This window comes from Micromonospora sp. NPDC048835 (assembly GCF_040649995.1).
Classification (GTDB): domain Bacteria; phylum Actinomycetota; class Actinomycetes; order Mycobacteriales; family Micromonosporaceae; genus Micromonospora.
Genome location: NZ_JBEZGM010000025.1, coordinates 16,620 through 33,867, shown reverse-complemented (window position 1 = coordinate 33,867; position 17,248 = coordinate 16,620). Strand labels below are relative to the sequence as shown.

The 17,248-nt window shown below is 70.7% G+C and carries 17 protein-coding genes; 5 read left to right on the top strand and 12 right to left on the bottom strand.

Annotated features, from left to right (window positions below; all coding sequences use genetic code 11):
* Window positions 1-11: 11 nt before the first annotated feature.
* From AB0C15_RS25350 to AB0C15_RS25340, 3 genes are all read right to left on the bottom strand, one after another.
* Window positions 12-758 (bottom strand): ABC transporter ATP-binding protein, encoded by a 747-nt coding sequence (locus AB0C15_RS25350; RefSeq protein WP_357355862.1) that lies wholly within the window; start codon window positions 756-758, stop codon window positions 12-14.
* Between the two features lies 1 nt (window position 759).
* Window positions 760-1,587: an ABC transporter permease gene (locus AB0C15_RS25345; protein ID WP_357355860.1), complete on the bottom strand. Its 828-nt coding sequence runs from the start codon at window positions 1,585-1,587 to the stop codon at window positions 760-762.
* Window positions 1,588-1,659: 72 nt separating this feature from the next.
* On the bottom strand, window positions 1,660-3,030 hold the full coding sequence (locus tag AB0C15_RS25340; RefSeq protein ID WP_357355858.1) for an L-serine ammonia-lyase: 1,371 nt from the start codon (window positions 3,028-3,030) through the stop codon (window positions 1,660-1,662).
* Window positions 3,031-3,933: 903 nt separating this feature from the next.
* Here AB0C15_RS25340 and AB0C15_RS25335 point away from each other — a divergent pair.
* Window positions 3,934-4,143 (top strand): PspC domain-containing protein, encoded by a 210-nt coding sequence (locus AB0C15_RS25335; RefSeq protein ID WP_030486383.1) that lies wholly within the window; start codon window positions 3,934-3,936, stop codon window positions 4,141-4,143.
* A 291-nt stretch (window positions 4,144-4,434) separates the two neighbouring features.
* Here AB0C15_RS25335 and AB0C15_RS25330 read toward each other — a convergent pair whose 3' ends face one another.
* The 7 genes from AB0C15_RS25330 to pdxH form a co-directional block, all read right to left on the bottom strand.
* Window positions 4,435-5,283, bottom strand: a complete 849-nt coding sequence (locus AB0C15_RS25330) for a DUF4230 domain-containing protein (RefSeq protein WP_357355856.1) — start codon at window positions 5,281-5,283, stop codon at window positions 4,435-4,437.
* A gap of 99 nt (window positions 5,284-5,382) precedes the next feature.
* Complete coding sequence (locus AB0C15_RS25325) at window positions 5,383-6,546, bottom strand: acyl-CoA dehydrogenase family protein (RefSeq protein ID WP_357355854.1); 1,164 nt, start codon at window positions 6,544-6,546, stop codon at window positions 5,383-5,385.
* Window positions 6,547-6,590: 44 nt separating this feature from the next.
* Window positions 6,591-6,896, bottom strand: a complete 306-nt coding sequence (locus tag AB0C15_RS25320) for a type II toxin-antitoxin system VapB family antitoxin (RefSeq protein WP_030329612.1) — start codon at window positions 6,894-6,896, stop codon at window positions 6,591-6,593.
* A 189-nt stretch (window positions 6,897-7,085) separates the two neighbouring features.
* Window positions 7,086-7,688, bottom strand: coding sequence for a nitroreductase family protein (locus AB0C15_RS25315; protein WP_357355852.1), 603 nt, complete (start codon window positions 7,686-7,688; stop codon window positions 7,086-7,088).
* On the bottom strand, window positions 7,688-8,617 hold the full coding sequence (locus tag AB0C15_RS25310) for an aldose 1-epimerase family protein (protein ID WP_357355850.1): 930 nt from the start codon (window positions 8,615-8,617) through the stop codon (window positions 7,688-7,690). Before AB0C15_RS25310 ends, AB0C15_RS25315 begins: the two co-directional genes overlap by 1 nt.
* 18 nt (window positions 8,618-8,635) lie before the next feature.
* The gene (locus tag AB0C15_RS25305) at window positions 8,636-9,934 is read right to left on the bottom strand and encodes an MFS transporter (protein WP_357355848.1); all 1,299 of its coding nucleotides are present in this window, start codon (window positions 9,932-9,934) and stop codon (window positions 8,636-8,638) included.
* The gene (pdxH, locus tag AB0C15_RS25300) at window positions 9,931-10,560 is read right to left on the bottom strand and encodes a pyridoxamine 5'-phosphate oxidase (protein ID WP_357355970.1); all 630 of its coding nucleotides are present in this window, start codon (window positions 10,558-10,560) and stop codon (window positions 9,931-9,933) included. Before pdxH ends, AB0C15_RS25305 begins: the two co-directional genes overlap by 4 nt.
* Before the next feature lie 279 nt (window positions 10,561-10,839).
* Here pdxH and AB0C15_RS25295 point away from each other — a divergent pair, with 279 nt between their 5' ends.
* The 3 genes from AB0C15_RS25295 to sepH all read left to right on the top strand — a co-directional run bounded on the left by AB0C15_RS25295 (window position 10,840) and on the right by sepH (window position 14,561).
* Window positions 10,840-11,946, top strand: coding sequence for a citrate synthase 2 (locus tag AB0C15_RS25295; RefSeq protein WP_357355846.1), 1,107 nt, complete (start codon window positions 10,840-10,842; stop codon window positions 11,944-11,946).
* 222 nt (window positions 11,947-12,168) lie between these two features.
* Window positions 12,169-13,296: a phosphoserine transaminase gene (gene serC / locus AB0C15_RS25290; protein WP_357355844.1), complete on the top strand. Its 1,128-nt coding sequence runs from the start codon at window positions 12,169-12,171 to the stop codon at window positions 13,294-13,296.
* A 185-nt stretch (window positions 13,297-13,481) separates the two neighbouring features.
* Window positions 13,482-14,561: a septation protein SepH gene (gene sepH / locus AB0C15_RS25285; RefSeq protein ID WP_357355842.1), complete on the top strand. Its 1,080-nt coding sequence runs from the start codon at window positions 13,482-13,484 to the stop codon at window positions 14,559-14,561.
* Between the two features lie 171 nt (window positions 14,562-14,732).
* Here the strand turns inward: sepH and AB0C15_RS25280 are convergent, their stop codons facing one another.
* On the bottom strand, window positions 14,733-15,572 hold the full coding sequence (locus AB0C15_RS25280; RefSeq protein WP_357355841.1) for an alpha/beta hydrolase: 840 nt from the start codon (window positions 15,570-15,572) through the stop codon (window positions 14,733-14,735).
* Window positions 15,573-15,587: 15 nt separating this feature from the next.
* Complete coding sequence (locus AB0C15_RS25275) at window positions 15,588-16,253, bottom strand: DUF4097 family beta strand repeat-containing protein (RefSeq protein WP_357355839.1); 666 nt, start codon at window positions 16,251-16,253, stop codon at window positions 15,588-15,590.
* A 238-nt stretch (window positions 16,254-16,491) separates the two neighbouring features.
* Here AB0C15_RS25275 and AB0C15_RS25270 point away from each other — a divergent pair, with 238 nt between their 5' ends.
* Window positions 16,492-17,241 carry a helix-turn-helix domain-containing protein gene (locus AB0C15_RS25270; protein WP_357355837.1) on the top strand — a complete coding sequence of 250 codons (750 nt, stop codon included), beginning with the start codon at window positions 16,492-16,494 and terminating at the stop codon, window positions 17,239-17,241.
* The last annotated feature ends 7 nt before the right edge of the window (window positions 17,242-17,248 follow it).

The window sequence follows — 17,248 nt, the reverse complement described above, 5'->3', positions numbered from 1 at the left end:
GATCGCGAGCGTCACCGCGGGACCGCGGCGTGGTAAGCGTCGAGCGCCTCGGCGATGGTGCCGTCGAGCGTCAACCGGCCCGCGTCGAGGTACAACCCCCGACGGCAGAACCGGGTCAGGTCCTTTTCGTTGTGTGACACCAGCACCAGCGTGCGCCCCTCCCCGAGCAGACGATCAATCGTCGCGTAACACTTCTTGCGGAACTCCGCGTCACCGACCGCGGTCACCTCGTCCATCAGCAGGATCGGGTGCGGCAGGTGCGAGATGATGGCGAAGCCCAGCCGCACCTTCATCCCGGACGAGTAGTGCCGCACCGACGTGTCGATGGCCCGTTCCACCTGCTCGCCGGCGAACTCGACGATCTCGTCGAAGTGCCGCTTCAGGTAGCTCGTCGACAGCCCGTGCAGCCCACCGACCAGGTGCAGGTTCTCCCGGCCGGTCAGGTCGTTGGAGAAACCTGCGGACAACTCCAGCAGCGGGGCCACCGCGCCGTGCACCCGGATGCCGCCCTCGTCCGGAATGAGCACCCCGGCGATCAGCCGCAGCAGCGTGCTCTTGCCGGTGCCGTTACGGCCGATCACCCCGACCGTCTCGCCCGGCTCGACGGTGAACGACACGTCCCGCAGCGGCCAGAACTGGCCCGGCAGCGCCCCCCGCGCACCCCGGTGGATGAACAGCTCGCGCAGCCGTAGCTGGCGGCGACGGTTGCGGACGAACCGGATGCCCAGCCCGTCGGCCTCGATGATCGGCGCGGCCACGTCAGAGTTCCTTGAGCACGGCGGGCTCCAACCGGCGGAACGACCACCAGCCGGCGGCGAGCACCAGCAGGCTGCCCACGATCGTGGTGGCGAGCAGCCGGGCGTCCGGGAACTCGTCCGGGTACCAGATCGCGTGGTGCAGTTGGAAGATCCCGACCAGCGGGTTCAGCTCGTAGACCACCTTCAACCAGCCGGGCAGCCCGGACTCCCGGACCAGACTCAGCGGGTAGATGATCGGCGTGGCGTAGAAGAGCACCCGGATGATCAGCCGCATCAACCGTTCCACGTCGCGCATGAGCACGTTCCACGCGGACAGCAGCAGGGCGAGGCCGGTCAACAGGACGGCCTGGACGGCGACCGCGAGCGGCAGGGAGAGCAGCGACCAGCCCGGGTGGATCCGACCGTGCGCCGCGTAGATCACCGCGATGGCGATCAGGATCGGCAGGCCGGCCGCGTACTCGGCGAACCGGCCGGTGACCCGGCCGATCGGGAAGACCTGGCGCGGCACGTTCATCGTGGTGATCAGCCGGGACTGGCCGGTCAGCGCGTTCGTCGCCTCACTCAGCGCCGAACTCGTCCACATCCAGGCGAAGATGCCGGTGATCAGGAACAGCGGGTACGACCCGGCCGCCTCACCCAGGTGCCGACCGGTGTCCCGGGAGTAGAGCACCCCGAAGACGAACCAGTAGATGGCGCCCATGCCGAGCGGCTCGATCAACGACCAGAAGTAGCCCAGGAACGACTGCTGGTACTTCACCGCCAGGTCCCGCCGGACCAGGATGCGCAGCGAGTTGCGGTGCGACCACAACGCCGCGACGCCAGAGGTCACCGCGAGCCTCCCGCCTCCTGAAACGGACGACAGGTTAGCAGTCGGTGAACGATTGCCCCGAATCGACCGGACTCAGCACTCGATCACGTTGACGGCCAGACCGCCACGCGCCGTCTCCTTGTATTTGACCTTCATGTCGGCGCCCGTCTCCCGCATGGTCTTGATGACCTTGTCCAGCGACACCTTGTGCACACCGTCGCCGCGCAGCGCCAGCCGGGCAGCCGTGATCGCCTTGATGCTAGCCACCGCGTTCCGCTCGATGCAGGGGATCTGCACCAGGCCACCCACCGGGTCACAGGTCAACCCGAGGTTGTGCTCCATCCCGATCTCGGCCGCGTTCTCCACCTGCTCCGGGGTACCCCCGAGCGCCTCGGCCAGCCCCGCCGCCGCCATCGAACACGCCGAACCGACCTCACCCTGGCAACCCACCTCGGCGCCCGAGATCGAGGCGTTCTCCTTGAACAGCACGCCGATCGCGCCCGCCGTCAGCAGGAACCGCACTACGCCCTCGTCGTCGGCGTCCGGCACGAACCGGGTGTAGTAGTGCAGCACCGCCGGAATGATCCCGGCCGCGCCGTTCGTCGGGGCGGTGACCACCCGGCCGCCAGCGGCGTTCTCCTCGTTGACAGCGAGCGCGAACAGCGTCACCCAGTCCATCGCGTGCAGCGGGTCGGCCGACCCGGCCTCCGCCTCCAGCCCACGCCGCAGCTCCGCCGCGCGCCGCCGGACCTTCAACCCCCCAGGGAGTACGCCGTCCCGCTCGCAGCCGTTACGCACGCACTCCTGCATCACCCGCCAGATCTCCAGCAGGCCGGCCCGGATGTCCGCCTCACTGCGCCACGAACGCTCATTGGCGAGCATCACCTCGCTGATCGACAGCCCGGTCCGGGTGGTGACGTCGAGCAACTGCGCCCCGGTCAGGAACGGGTACCGCACCACGGTGCTGTCTGGCTTGATCCGGTCCGCCCCCGCCGCCGCCTCGTCCACCACGAAACCGCCACCGACGGAGTAGTAGGTGCGGCTACGCAGCTCGGCACCCGCGTCGTCGTACGCCACGAAGGTCATCCCGTTCGGGTGGTACGGCAACGACCGGCGGCGGTGCAGCGTCAAGTCCCGATCCGGGTCAAAGTCGATCTCGTGCGCGTCCAGGATGTTGAGCCGCCGCTCGGCCCGGATCCGCTCGACCCGAGGACCGACGGTATCCGTGTCGACGGTCTCCGGCGACTCGCCGGCCAACCCGAGCAGCACCGCCGGACCACTGCCGTGGCCGTGCCCGGTAGCACCCAGCGAGCCGAACAACTCGGCCTGCACCCGCGCCGTGTCGCTGAGCAACCCGTCGGCCTTCAGCCCTCCGACGAACGTCCGCGCGGCCCGCATCGGCCCCACCGTGTGCGAGCTGGACGGCCCGATACCAACACTGAAGAGGTCGAAAACACTGATCATGGCCGCGCTTCCTCGCCGTCGTCCCGGCGTACGGGACCCGGCCGGGTCGTGACCACCGGTCTGGCGGCCCCGCTGGTGACCGTCCGGGGTATGGGTGCCGGCCTCCCGGGGTGTGGAAGGCCGATCAGCCAGCCTACCCGCCCAGCTCACCGCCCACCCGGTCCGGGACATGAACACCCGACCGCCATCTCCCGCCCGCCTCGCCCGCCTCGCCCCGCCCTTCCCGCCTCGCCGCTCGCTCGCCCCGGTCCGCTTGCCCCGCCCGCTCGCGCGCCCCGGTCCGCTTGCCCCGCCCGCCTGCTCGCCCCGGTCCGCTCTCCCTGCTCCGCTCGCCCCGCTCGCCCCGGTCGCTCGCCATGCCCCGTCCGTCCCGTCCGCCCCGCTCGCCCGCCGCTCGCCTGCCCTACTTGCCCCGCTCGCTTACCAGCCCGCCCTGCTCTCTCCGACCGCCCCGCCCCGCCTGCTCGCCCTGCTCCCGCACCCTGCTCGCCGCAAGATGGTGCTCGATGCAGGATCTAGTGGTGTCAACGCGCGTCGATGCCACTACAACCAGGATCAAGCACGATCTCCCTGCCGAACGCTGAATCGTTTGCGACATCAGCTCCAAAGCGCACTAAGCAGACTCGGCGGCCGACACGTGGCGCGGCGATAGAGCGAGAGATCGGGAGGGCCAGTGCAGACGAGCGGGCGGGTGCGCGGCGGGCGACGGGTGGGGGGCGGTGCGCGGCAGACGGCCGGCAGCTGGCGGGCGAGCTCGGAGGAGGCGTCAGCAAGGGGCTGCCCGGGTAAAGCACTTACGGGTCCACGGGTTGCCGATCCTCCTCGGGACCGAGGGCGAGGTGGTCATCCCTTTCTACCGTGGATTGCAGACGCGGCGCACCGCCGCAGAGTGGGAGTACGACGATGAGTCGCAAACTGGTTCGACCCCGCGAGGGGCGCATGATCGCCGGTGTCTGTGCCGGTCTCGGACGGCGGTTCGGCATGTCGGCCGGAATGGTCCGGCTGCTGTTCCTGCTGTCGCTGCTGCTGCCCGGCACGCAGGTGATCGTCTACCTGATCCTGTGGGTGCTGATGCCGAACGAGGACCGCTACCTCGCCTCCACCGGACACTGATTCCGCCCCGCACACCCCCCCGAATCGTAGATCTTGGACAGTTTCCGTCACGCGCTGACGGAAACTGTCCAAGATCGCTCGTATCGCGGCCACGCGGCCTGCCGCCGCGCCGCCACGCAGCAGCGCACGTCCAGCAGACCGATGGCCACCGGAGCGACTCGAGCCCTAAGGCCCACCAACGGCGAGGCCCCCGGCCGCCAGCCCACCGGGCCGTGAGCCAGGGGCAAACCAGACGGAAGCGCCCGCTCCGACGAGAGTCGGGGCGGGCGCTTCGGCGTACGGAGGGGCGGGTCAGGCGGCGATGTAGGTGACCGTGATCTGCTGGTAGCCGAGGGAGCGGAGTAGCCCCTCGAGCATCTTGCGGGTGTTCTCCTCGGCGCGGGCGGAGAGGCCGCTGTCGCGTGCGGCGGCGGTGATCCGGTCCTCGGCGAGTTGGTAGACCTGCTGCTGCCGGTTGGGATCGTTGCCGACCAGGTCACCGAGTCGGTTGAGCAGACCGCGCTGCTCGGCGAAGACGTAGCTCTTCTCCATGTCGAGGTTCGTCTCGCCGAGCTGCGGCGCGGGCAGCTTGATCTCGACGGACTTGCCGTCGGCGGACTGGACGACGGCACCCTCGCCGATCTTGGCGAAGTCGACGTACGCCTCGACGCTGCCGGCCCCGACGAAGAGGGTGCGCTCGTTGAGCAGGAAGTCCGGGACGTTGCGCCTGTCGTTCTGCGTGTCGACGACGACCTGGAAGTTGCCTTCGGCGGCGACGTAGCGGCTGAGATCCTGGATCGACTTCAGCAGTGGTGGCTGGCTGCGGTCGGTCTGTTCCTTGGCGAACGGGTTGCGGAACTCCGGCAGGATGCCGGTCGCCTGAATGCCGAGCAGCACGACCACGGCCAGCGCGGCGGCGCCGAGCAGCAGGAGCAGACCTCGGGCCGCACCACCGCCCCCACCACCGCCGACCGGGCCACCGTCACCGCTCGTCGGGCCACCAGGACCCCCAGGGCCACCGGGACCGGCCGGACCGCCGGGGCCTTCCGGCGTATCGGTCGTCCACTCGGGTGTCGCGGCCGACCGCGCCTTGAGATCGTCACCGGTCGGGTAACCGGGGAACTCCCTCGTGGGCTCGTTGTTGCCAGCGTCGCGGGCCATCACGCTCACCGTCCTCGTCAGACACGTCGTCTGTCAATGACGGTACGGCCCCGATACGACAGTCGCTCGGCGAGCGCCAGGAAGCGACAGAAGCGCAGGTCAGGCGAATGCGGAGAGCCCGGTCAGCCGCTGCCCGACGATCAGTTGGTGGATTTCGGAGGTGCCCTCGTAGGTCAGCACGCTCTCCAGGTTGTTGGCGTGCCGCATCACCGGGTACTCGCCGGAGACGCCGTTGGCGCCGAGGATGGTGCGGCACTGTCGGGCGATGGCCAGGGCCTCCCGCACGTTGTTCAGCTTTCCCACGCTCACCTGCTCGGGCCGCAGTCGGTGGGCGTCGGCGAGCCGGCCCAGGTGCAGCGCGAGCAGTTGCCCCTTCACCAACTCGACGGCCATGTCGGCGAGCTTCGCCTGGGTGAGCTGGAAAGCGGCGAGGGGGCGACCGAACTGGGTGCGGGTGGTCGCGTACGCCAGTGTGGTTTCCAGGCAGTCGCGGGCCGCGCCCACGGCACCCCAGACGATGCCGTAACGGGCCTCGGTGAGGCAGCTCAGCGGTGCCTTGAGCCCGGCCGCCTCGGGCAGTTGGGCGTCGGCCGGGAGCCGGACGTCGTCGAGCACGATCTCGCCGGTCACCGACGCGCGCAGCGACATCTTGCGGCGGATCTCCCGGGCCGTGACACCTGGCGTGTCCATGGGTACGGCGAAACCCCGTACCCCCTCGTCGGTGCGTGCCCAGATCACCGCGACGTCCGCGATCGGCGCGTTGGTGATCCACATCTTTGCCCCGGTGAGCAGCCAGTCGTCGCCGTCGCGGCGGGCCCGGGTGGTCATCGAGGCGGGGTCGGAGCCGTGGTCCGGCTCGGTCAGCCCGAAACAGCCGATCGCCTCACCGGTGGCCATCGACGGCAACCAGCGTTGCTTCTGCTCCTCGCTGCCGTAGCGCCAGATGGCGTACATGGCGAGCGACCCCTGCACGGAGACCAGGGAGCGCAGGCCGGAATCGCCGGCTTCCAGCTCCTGGCAGGCCAGCCCGTAGGCGACCGCTGAGGCACCGGCGCAGCCGTAACCGGTGAGGTGCATGCCGAGCAGGCCGAGCTTGCCGAACTCGCGGGCCAACTCGCGGGCGGGCACCCGGCCGTCCTCGTACCAGTCGGCGACGTGCGGGCGTACCCGGTCGTCGACCAACTGTCGGACGACGTCACGGATCTGCCGCTCCTCCTCGCTGAGCGACGGGTCCAGGTCGAGCAGGTCCAGCGCAGCGGTCATGGACGTCACCCTAACGAAGGTTCAGCGGGTGAATGAAGGGCTCGTCACTCGATGGGCTCGGAGAGCACCAGCACCCGTGCGTGGATCTGGTTGCGCTGCTGGAGGGCGGCGCGCAGCGCCCGGTGCAGCCCGTCCTCCAGGTAGAGCCCGCCGTTCCACTGCACGACGTGCGGGAAGAGGTCACCGTAGAAGGTGGAATCCTCGGCGAGGAGCTTGTCCAGCGCCAACTCGCGCTTGGTGGTGATCATCTGATCCAGGCGCAGTGGCCGCGGCGGAATCTCCGCCCACTGCTTGAGCGTCAGATTGTGCTCCGGATAGGGACGCCCGTCCCGGACCGCTCTGAAGATCACGACGGCACGCTCCCCTCCCCGTGGCCGGGCCGACCTACGGCGCCGAGCCGGGCCGCGGCGGGCACCGCGCGGCGCGGCACCCCGATGACCGTGCCAGCCTAGCCGCCCAGCGCACGCTGCGTTCTGCTCCCTGATGTCAGTTTCGCTATCGCTCGTCCGATCCTCAACCGGACGAACGGGACGTCGGCGTCAGTTCCACCGACCGCGCCGCACCACCTCGTCCATCGGACGACGCCCCCGGCGCAATGACGGTGACCGATGGTCGGCCGCACGGTAACCGACTGTGACGGCACCTACGGGTTGGTACTCCGGCGGCACACCGAACGCGTCCCGGTAGGCGTCGAGCCGCTGCGGCGGGATGCCGAAGAAACACGCCCCCAGCCCCTCGTCCACGGCGGTGAGCAGCATCAGCAACGCGGCGAAGCCCGTGTCCACGTGCCAGTACGGCACCGGCCACCGGTCCGTGGACCGATCCGTCCAGCCCTTGTCCGGTTCCGCGTACCGCCGCAGGTAGGCCGACTCGTTTGCGTGCGGCACCACGATCAGGGGTGCCCGACGCATGCCGGCCAGCCAGCGTTCCCGCCCGCCCCCGTCGGGGGTGGTGGCAGCCCAGAACCGTTCCCGATCGGCCGGCTCCTCCAACACCAGGAAACCCCAGCCCTGGGCGAAGCCGGCCGACGGCGCGCGGACCGCGTGGTCGAGCAGCCGGTCCACCACGTCGGGCGGGACCGGGCGGTCCGGGTCGTAGTTGCGCACCATCCGCCGACGGCGGACGACGTCGGCGAACTCCATCAGACTCCGGGGCGGATGCCCCAGGCACCGCGCCAGGTCGTGCCGGGCTTGAGCGTGAGCAGGTCCTTGCCCGACCGGAACGCGTCCGGTGGGCAGGTCATCGGCTCGATCGCCACCGAGCGTCGGTGCCGCTCACCGGCGAGGGTGTCCCCGGTGAACACCTGCCACCAGCCGAACTCGGCGTCGGCCCAGATGCTCACCCCGGTCGAACCGTCCGGCGCGGCGAGGCTCACCGACGAGCCGCCGTCGGCGTCCCGAATCACGTCACCGAAGCAGGAGTCAAGTACTGACGCACCGATCCGACGAGCGCTGGTCCAGTCGTACTCGGTGCCGGCCACCGGGGTCACGCCCACCGGCAGCAGCCGTCCGTCGACGAGCACCAGGCTCCGGGTCGGCAGCCGCAGCACCAGGTCGTCCACCGCGACGCCGGCCAGTTGCAGGTACGGGTGCACGGAGAAACCGAACGGGGCCAACTCCCCGCCGATGTTCGTCACCTCGTGCTCGGCGCGCAGCCCGTCCGCGTCGACGCTCCACCGGCTCCGCAGCCGCAGCGGCCACGGGTAGCCCGGCTGCGGCGGCAGGTCGTAGCCGACCGTCACAGCGTCCGCCAACTGCTCCAACACCTGCCACGGCACCCAGTTGACCAACCCGTGGATGGCCACGTGCCGCTCCGGCTCGGTCAACGCGAGCTGGTGCGTCCGGTCGCCGAACGGGTAGCGGCCATCGCGGATCCGGTTCGGCCAGGGTGCCAGCACCTGTCCGGTGCAACCGGGGCAGACCTCGTCGGTCCGGTAACCGTCGACCAGGTCGACACCGTCGTGCCGGTAGGTCCGGAGGCCGCCGCCCACCTCCACGATGACGGCCTCGTGACCGGCGGCGGAGATGGTCCACTGGGCGCCGGAGAAGGGGCGCGGCTCGGGGCTTTCCATGCCGGCGACCCTAACTGGTCACGTCCGCCCCCCGCTCGACGCCGTGGCCGCCCGGTAGCGCAGCAGAGCCGGGAACGCGACCGCGAGCACCACCACGAGCACCGCCGAGGCGAGCCCTCCGGCCACCCAGGCCACGCCGCCTCCGAAACCGGCGGCCATGGTGCCGGCACGCAAATCACCCAGCCGTGGACCACCCGCCACCACCACCGTGTTGACGCCCTGGAGCCGGCCGCGCATCCGGTCCGGTGCGTAGACCAGCAGCATCGACTGGCGCAGCACCGCGCTGATCAGGTCGGCGGCGCCGGCCACGGCGAGCAGCGCGACCATCAGCCAGAGCTGGTGGGCCAGCCCCGCCGCGGCGATCGCCAGGCCCCAGCCGATCACGGCGAGCACCAGGCCGAGCCCCTGTCGGCGGAGCCGGCCGATCCAGCCGGAGGTCAGCCCACCGATCATCGAGCCGATCGCGATGGCGCTGTAGAGCAGACCGACCGAGCCACCGCCGCCGAACCGCTCGTGGGCGATCTCCGGGAAGAGGGCCCGGGGCATCGCCAGGATCATCGCGATCAGGTCCACCCCGAACGACAGCAGCAGTACGGGGGTGGTGGCCAGGTAGCGGAACCCGTCGACGACGCTGGCCAGGCCGGCCTTCCGGGCCTGACCGTCGTCGGTGGGCTCGGGTGGGAGCTTGGGCAGCCGCAGCGCGGCCCAGAGCATCGCGGTGAAGAGCACCGCGTCCAGCCCGTACGCGATCGGCAGCACCACCGAGGTGTCCGGCGAGGCGGACAGGATCAGACCGGCGGCGAGCGGGCCGGCGACCGAGGCGGCGGTGAAGGTCGTGTAGTTCAGGGTGGTGGCGGACGCCACCAGGTCCTCCGGCACCAGCCGGGGCAGCATGGCGCTGCGGGCCGGCGAGCTGATCGCGAAGGCCACCGACTGCACCGCCATCAACGCCAGCAGCAGCACCGGGCTGCCCACGTCGAGCACCGCCTGGAGCAGCAGCCCGAGAGTGGATGCCCAAAGCAACAATGAGCCGCCGAGCAGCACCGCACGCCGGTCGCGGGCGTCGGCGACCGCGCCACCCCAGAGCCCGAAGACCAGCAACGGTACGAAGGCGGCCACCCCGAGCAGGCCCACCCAGAACGAGTCCCGGGTCAGGGCGTACATCTCCACAGGCACCGCGACGGCGGTGAACTGGAAGCCGAACATCGCCACGGTGTTGCCGAGCCAGAGCCGCCGGTACGCCGGAACCCGCAGCGGACGTACGTCGATCGCCCAGCGGCGCGCGGCGCGCGGCCGGGACTCCTGCACACCCGTCACGGCGCCAACCGCTCGACGGTCCAGCCACCCTCGTCGAGGCGACGGAAGCGGAGCCGGTCGTGCAACCGTCCGGCCCGGCCCTGCCAGAACTCCACCGACTCGGGCTGCACCCGCAGCCCGCCCCAGTGCGGCGGGGTCGGAATCTCGGCCTGGTCGGCGAACCGCTCGACCGACTCCTGGTACCGCTGCTCAAGCACCTCCCGGCCCGACACGACCTGGGACTGCGGGCTGGCCCAGGCACCCAGTTGCGAGCCGCGCGGCCGGCTGGCGAAGTACGCCTCGCTCGTCGCGCGGTCGACAGCCGTGACCCGACCGGCGATGACCACCTGCCGCTGCATGGGAAACCACGGAAAGACCAGACTGGCGTACGGGTTCGCGCTCGCCTCGACGCCCTTGCGCGACAGGTGGTTGGTGAAGAAGACGAAGCCCTCCGGGTCGTACCCCTTCAGCAGCACCGTCCGCCCGCTCGGCCGGCCGGCCGAATCGGCGGTGCCCACCACCATGGCGTTCGGTTCGGGTAGCCCGAAGGCCACCGCGTCGGCGAACCACCCGTCGAACTGGGTGTGCCAGTCGGTGGCCAGGTCAGCCTCGGTCAGGCCCAGGTCCGCGGCGTACTCGTTACGCATCGCGGCCGGGCCGGGTGTGTCACCCGTCACGTCGCCACTCCTTTTCGCGGACCTCGCCGGCACCCTCCCGCGCTGGCCAGCCCGCCCTGCCCAGTCTCACCGAGCGGGGAGCAGAATGCGCGTCCGGGGATGTCGCGTGCAGCACAGTCGCAGTGGGTCGCGTATCCCTTACTCAGCAGGCAGTATGTTGCGAACACATCCCTGAGGGTCGCCTAAGGCGCTCGGCCGATCGGGCCGGATGAGCTGTTCGGGCGCACCGACCAGATCCAGGAGAGCGACATGGCCGATTTCAAACCCGGGCTGGAGGGCGTCGTCGCCTTCGAGACCGAGATCGCCGAACCTGACCGTGAGGGCGGCGCGCTGCGCTATCGCGGAGTCGACATCGAGGATCTGATCGGCCAGGTGTCGTTCGGCAACGTGTGGGCACTGCTCGTCGACGGCCGCTTCGGGCCGGGCCTGCCGCCGGCGGAGCCGTTCCCGGTGCCGGTGCACTCCGGTGACATCCGCGTCGACGTGCAGTCCGCGGTCGCCATGCTGGCCCCGTACTGGGGTCTCAACCAACTGCTCGACATCTCCGACGAGCAGGCCCGTGAGGACCTCGCCCGGGTCTCGGTGACCGCGCTCTCGTTCGTGGCCCAGTCCGCCCGGGGCCTCGGCCTGCCGGCGGTGCCGCAGAAGGAGATCGACAAGGCGCAGACCATCGTCGAGCGGTTCATGAAGCGCTGGCGTGGCGAGCCCGACCCCCGGCACGTCAAGGCCGTCGACGCGTACTTCATCTCGGCCGCCGAGCACGGCCTGAACGCATCCACCTTCACCGCGCGCATCGTCGCCTCCACCGGGGCCGACGCGGCTGCCTGCATCTCGTCCGGCATCGGCGCCCTCTCCGGCCCGCTGCACGGCGGCGCCCCGTCCCGGGTGCTGAGCATGCTGGAGGCGGTGGAGCGCAGCGGCGACGCGGAGGGTTACGTCAAGGGCGTCCTCGACCGCGGCGAGCGGCTGATGGGCTTCGGTCACCGCGTCTACCGCGCCGAGGACCCGCGCGCCCGCGTGCTCCGGCGTACGGCCAAGGAGCTGGGCGCGCCGCGCTTCGAGATCGCCGAGGCGCTCGAGAAGGCCGCCCTCGCCGAGCTTCAGGCCCGCCGCCCGGACCGGGTGCTGGCCACGAACGTCGAGTTCTGGTCGGCCGTGGTGCTCGACTTCGCCGAGGTGCCGGCGCACATGTTCACCTCGATGTTCACCTGCGCGCGGATGGGCGGCTGGAGCGCGCACATCCTGGAGCAGAAGCGCCTGCAGCGGCTGGTCCGCCCGTCCGCCCGTTACATGGGCCCGGAGGCCCGCAAGCCATCCGACGTCGAGGGCTGGGCGGCCATCCCGCACGGAGTCTGAGCGGTAGGAAAGGGCCCCTCCTCGACGCCGGGCGTCGGGGAGGGGCCCTTTCGACGCCCGGCGTCGAGCAGGGTCATCGCCGCGCCTGTCGGGGCGAACTGTGGCGAAGGACTCAGACCGACGGCCGGGACCCCGCCCGTCGCCGTGTGGCCCGGGTGCGAGGATGAGGGCCGGCAGTGTCGCCGGGCCCGCCCTCGCCCTTGCGGAAGGATCTTCAAGACCGTGGCTGACGCACCGATCATCCGGATTCCCGATGAGATCAAGCCCGCCGACGGACGTTTCGGCTGCGGCCCGTCCAAGGTCCGCCCGGCGGCGGTGTCCGCTCTCGCCGAGGTCGCGACCACCTACCTCGGCACCTCGCACCGGCAGAAGACGGTCCGTGACCAGGTGGCCCGGCTGCGGTCCGGCATCGCCGAGTTCTTCTCGTTGCCCGAGGGCTACGAGGTGGTGATCGGCAACGGCGGCACCACCGCGTTCTGGGAGGTCGCCACCTTCGGCCTGATCCGCGACCGGGCCCAGTTCGCAAGCTTCGGTGAGTTCGGTGCGAAGTTCGCGAAGTCCGTCAAGGACGCCCCGTTCCTGGGTGAGCCGACGGTCCGCAAGGCCGACGCGGGCAGCGCGCCGGCCCTGGTCGCCGAGTCCGGCGTGGACGCGTACGCGACGCCGCAGAACGAGACCTCGACAGGTGTGGCCGTCCCGATCAGCCGGGTGGCCGGGGCCGACGAGGGCGCGCTGCTGCTCGTCGACGCGACGTCCGGCGCGGGTGGCCTGGAGGTCAACGTCGGCGAGACCGACGTCTACTACTTCGCCCCGCAGAAGTGCTTCGGCTCCGACGGTGGTCTGTGGCTGGCCCTGATGTCCCCGGCCGCCCTGGACCGGGCCGCCGAGATCAAGGCGTCCGGGCGCTACATCCCCGCCTTCCTCGACCTGGTCACCGCGATCGACAACTCGCGGCTGGAGCAGACCTACAACACCCCGGCACTTGCCACCATCTTCCTGGCCGCCGAGCAGACCGACTGGATGAACGCGCAGGGTGGCCTGTCCTGGGCGGCGAAGCGCACCGCCGAGAGCGCCGCCGCGGTCTACGGCTGGGCTGAGCGGTCCAGCGTGGCCACCCCGTTCGTCACCGACCCGGCGCTGCGCTCCAACGTGGTCGCCACCATCGACTTCGCCGACGGGGTGGACGCCACGGCGATCGCCAAGGCGCTGCGTGCCAACGGCATCGTGGACACTGAGCCCTACCGCAAGCTCGGTCGCAACCAACTGCGGGTGGCGCTCTTCCCGGCCGTCGAGCCGGCCGATGTCGAGGCGCTGACCGCGTCCATCGACTACGTGGTCGAGCGACTCTGACCATCATCACGGTCGGTGTCCGTTGACGCCTCTACGGACACCGACCGTGATCATCGCCGCAGCTCAGTCACGACATGCGGGGTGTCGCTTCCCCCACCCCGAGACAGATGCGCGTACGGTGGTCCGAGACGCCTGGGTGGCCGACTCGTGGTGTGCGGCCAGCGAAGCGGGACGGAGGCAACGTTATGCGCCCAGTACGCTTCGTCGCCCTCTCCGAGGACGGCCAGGCGCTGGTGCTCGCCGACGAGGTTGGGCGCCTCCTGGCCCTGCCCATCGACGAACGCATCGCCGGTGTGATGCACCCCGAGCCGGGTGCTCCGCCGCTCGCGGTGGCACCGAGCACCGTCGACCCGGTTCCCTCACTGTCTCCTCGGGACATCCAGGCCCGCATCCGCTCCGGTGAGTCGGCCGAGGACGTCGCCCGGATCGCCGGGGTGCCGGTCGACCGCGTGCTGCGCTACGCCGGCCCGGTGTTGCAGGAGCGGGCGATGCTCGCCCAGCACGCCCGGCGCACCCGACTCAAGGGCGCGGAGAAGCCCACCCCGCTGGCCGAGGTGGTCAACGGTCGGCTGAGCCAGCACGGCATCGACACCGAGAAGATCTCGTGGGATGCGTACCGGCGCGATGACGGCACCTGGCGGATCATCGCCACCTGGCCGTCGGGCAAGGCCACCGCGCAGGCCATCTGGGACATGGACAAGGCCCGACAGGTGGTCACGCCGCACGACGACATGGCGCAGTACCTGTGCGCCGAGCGGCCCACTCCGATCCTCGGCCAGGAGCCGGCTCCGGAGCGGGGCGGGCACGCCCTGCCCGGTCCGTCGCGTGGCGAGCCGAGTCGGGGCGGGCACGGCCTGCCTGCGGCGTCCGAGCACCCGCGCCCCGGCCGGGATCCGATCCGGGCCGGCCGGGACGCCCTGCTCGCCTCGCTGGACCGTCCGCTCGGCGGTTCGTCGGGTCGGGGGCTGGAGCCGCGTACCCCGGCTGCCCTGGCCGGGTCGGACGCACCCCGGCAGCGGCCGGTCGGTGGGGGTGCCGCCGCGCTGCTCGGCGGTGGCCAGGGCTCGGCGTTCGACGACGACTCGGACGCGCCCAAGGAGGTCCCGGCCGTGCCGTCGCTTGCGGTGCTGCGGCCCCGCCGGACGGGCACCGCGGCGGCGACCGGTGGCGAGTCGACCGACGCCAACGGCAAGCCTCGCAAGCGACTGCCGAGCTGGGACGACGTGCTCTTCGGCAGCGGCCCGGCCGCCCGCGAGTCTTCCTGACGCCTCGCGTTGACGGGTGACCTCGTGTCACCCGTCAACGCGCGCGTTCGAACCCCAGCTCCCTGGGCGACATGGTCCGCCCCGCGATCTTGCACTTTCTGCCCAGACCAAGGGGGCAATCCGCCCATCTCGGCGACCGAAACTGCAAGATCGGCGTGGTGTTGCGGCCGACTACGCACCCTCGTCGAGGGTCTTTCGTTCGCTTCGGCTGAGGGTGGCGACTCCGCGTACCGCTTCGGCTACGGCTCGGAAGTCCTTCTTGAGGATCGCACCGTGGTTGCTGGTGACCTTCGCTGCGATGGTGATGCTCGGGTTGCGGGCGATCACCGCGTCGAGGCTGGTTCGGATCTGCTCCTGCTCGTCCCCACGACTGCCGAGGGACGTCCCGGAGGCGACCACGTACCGCACCGGGACGGTGATGGCGTCAAGCACCGGGCCCAGTTCGCGCTCGCGGGAGAGTTCGCCGAGTTCGATGTTGCTCTCCGCCATCTGGTCGGCGTTCATCCGTGGGGTCAGGCCGGTCGGGCGCAGCAGGGGCATGAACAGGTTCATCCGTCGGAACATGGTGCGGATCCGTTTCGCCATCGCCTCGTCGAGCCAGTCGTGCGGGAAGGCGCCGTCGACGAGGACCGCGCCGATGGCACGCGCCGGGTTCCGGTTGGCCCAGTGCGCCCCGACCACCGCGCCGTAGGACCAGCCCACAAGCACCGCCTGGTCCACCCCGCGGGCGGCGAGCACGGCGTCGACGTCCCGGACGGCCGCTTCGAACGAGTAGTCGGCTGAGCGCTTCGACTTTCTGCCGCGAGCCCGCTCGTCGTAGGTGATGTGCCGGAACCCGGTGCCCAGCTCGGCGATGACCCGCCGCCAGTAGCCCTGGGTGGCGAACTGGCCGTTGAGGTAGATCAGGGCGATGCCGGGCCCGCCGGTGTCGGTGACGGCCAGGGCCGTGTCGTCGACCGGCACCATGCCGGTCCACGTCGTACTGGTCGAGGGCATGCTGTTGTTCGTCATCTCGATCGGTCCCTTTCAGAGGCTGCGGGCGGTGATGTCGCCGTGGGAGGTGGTGGCGCGGATGTGGAGGGTGGCGCTGCCGTCGTTCTTGAGGGCGTTACTGATCCGGCCGTGGCCGGTGCCGGCGTCGAGTGCGGCGGAGACGCCGGCGGCGGCACCGACCGAGATGTCGCCGGACTGGGTGGTGAGCACGACCGTGCCGTGCGCGGCCTCGGCGATCCGGATGTCGCCCCGCGCGGTGCTGATCTCGGCGGGGCCGTTGAGCCGGCCGACCTCGACGTGGCCGTCGACAGCGGTGAGGCGGAGGCTTCCGGCCTCGTCGATCTTGATTTGGCGGTACGCGCCCTCGAAGGCGATGTCGCCGAGACGCCCGACGCCGCGAAGTTCGGCGCTCGCGGTCCTGGCCTCGATACGCGAGTCGGCGGGCAGTTGGACTGTCACCTGCAGCGACCCGGACGGGCCGACGAGCCGGTTCTGGGGGGTCGAGGCCGCGATCCGCAGGACACCGTCGGCGTAGGTGACGGTGGTCTGCTCGGCAGCCCTGGTGTCGCGGCTCTTCGAGGGGTCGGTGGGCAGAACCTCGACGACGGTGTCGGCGCGGTCCGCGGCGATGAGCTGGATCCGTCCGGCGGGGATGTCCAGGACGGTCGAGATGGGGGCGGGGGTGTCGAACGTCTGCATCGTTGCTCTCCCGTGCTGGTGCGCTGTTTCTGACACCGGAAACGCTACGTTGCATTCCACATATAGGCAACATCATTGTTGCGTTGGGGTCAGATCTTGGCAGCTCAAAGCCGCTAAGTTGTTGCAACCAGCCAGAAGATAATGCAACATGGCGGGCCGGCGCGTTGCAACTGCCTGAAGATGAAGGCTATGGTGAGACGGCCAGCGAACGTGACGAGGAACCACCGAGGAGATCGCGATGCCGGGCGGCAGACTCACTCAGCAGGAGCGCCAGCAGATCACGCTGGGGCTCGTCGACGGCCTCCCCTACGCCGAGATCGCGCGGCGTCTCGACCGGCCCACCTCGACGATCACGCGCGAGGTGATGCGCAACGGTGGCCCCACCGCCTACCGTGCCGACCTGGCCCACCGCGCCACCGAACGACGAGCCCAACGGCGCAGACCGGTCACCGCGCCCGGGGCCACCGCAATCCCCCAGGAACACGGACGTGACCCCGGGGCCGTGGCGGAGTACGGGGAGGCGCTCACCACCGTGCTCATGGCTTCGGGCGTGTCCAAGATGCCAGCTCGGGTGCTGACCCACCTGTTCATCACCGACTCGGGCAGCCTCACCGCTTCGCAGCTGGCCCAGCGTCTTCAGGTCAGCCCGGCGTCCATCTCCAAGGCGATCACCTTCCTGGAGAGCCAGAGCCTCGTCCGCCGTGAACGCGACGAACGCCGCCGCGACCGCTACGTGGTCGACAACGAGCTGTTCTACCAGGCGACGATCGCCAGCGCGCGGGCCAACGACCAACTCGTCGCCACCGCCCGGGAGGGCGTCGCCATCCTCGGCCCGCAGACTCCCGCCGCCGCCCGACTGGAGAACATCGCCCGTTTCCTCGACTTCATCAGCGAGAGCATCGTTCGCGCCGCCGAGCAGGCCCGTGCGGTGCTGCACAGCGGAGCCCCACCCGGCACACCGGCCACCGGGCAGTCGGATCGGACCTGACCGACGG